The 864-nt window shown below is 74.4% G+C and carries 1 protein-coding gene and 1 pseudogene; both read right to left on the bottom strand.

Annotated elements, in window-relative coordinates; all coding sequences use genetic code 11:
* Positions 1–434, bottom strand: a 434-nt coding sequence (locus AB0G02_RS25965) for a family 1 glycosylhydrolase (protein ID WP_360798316.1), incomplete at its 3' end; no start/stop codon positions are given.
* A gap of 28 nt (positions 435–462) precedes the next feature.
* A pseudogene (locus AB0G02_RS25960) lies at positions 463–864 on the bottom strand (hypothetical protein); the annotation flags it as partial.

Here is an 864-nt window from a genome sequence, read left to right as displayed (position 1 = left end):
ATCGGCAGCACCGAGCGGACGTAGTCGCGGAAGCGGGCGACGGCGTCGGTGGCGGTCCAGCCGCCCGCGGCGCGGAACCACGCCGGCGTGGTGAAGTGGTGCAGGGTGACCACCGGCGTCAGGCCCCGGTCGAGGCAGCCCTCGACCACCCGCCGGTAGTGCGCGAGCTGCGCCCGGGACACGTGGCCGGGCGCGGGCTCGACCCTGGCCCACTCGACGCTGAACCGGTAGCTGTTGAGGCCGAGGTCGCGGACGAGGTCGAGGTCCTCGGGCCACCGGTGGTAGCTGTCGCAGGCGTCGCCGCTGCGCTCGGGCAGGAACGAGTCGGGCGCGTTCTCGAACGCCCACAGGTCGCTCGTGGTGTTGTTGCCCTCGACCTGGTGGGCGGCGGTCGCCGCGCCCCACAGGAAGTCGCCGGGGAAGGTGGCGCTCATGGTGTCTCCTGGTGATCGGTCCGGGGGCTCACGGTCGGCGGTGCGCACCGGTGGCGAGGAGCTGCTCCTGCCCCGCGCGGGCCTCGGCCACCAGTCGCGCCACGGTCTCGCCGGTGACGCCGAGGCCGAACGACCGGAGCTTGTCCAGCGGGATGGACAGGAACATCCGCACCAGCTCGGGGGCGACCGACGACTGGGCGGCGCCCAGCGCCGTCCGCCCGAGGAGTGCGGCGAGCACTTCGCGCCCGACCGGGTCGGCACGCCACTCCTCGATCGTGGACTGCGCGGTGAGCGGCGTGAGCACGCGGTCGCCCTCGCTGCGGATCGTCGTCTCCAGCCGCACGTCCCGCGAGGAGGCGCCCACGCGGATCGCGTAGTCGCCTGCGGCCAGGGCCCAGCGCTGCCCCCTCACGTCCCACGTCCGCAGGTC

The organism is Actinosynnema sp. NPDC023658 (assembly GCF_040639995.1).
Classification (GTDB): domain Bacteria; phylum Actinomycetota; class Actinomycetes; order Mycobacteriales; family Pseudonocardiaceae; genus Actinosynnema.
Note: the sequence above shows the minus strand (reverse complement) of the source record. Positions and strands in the feature narration are given on the sequence as shown.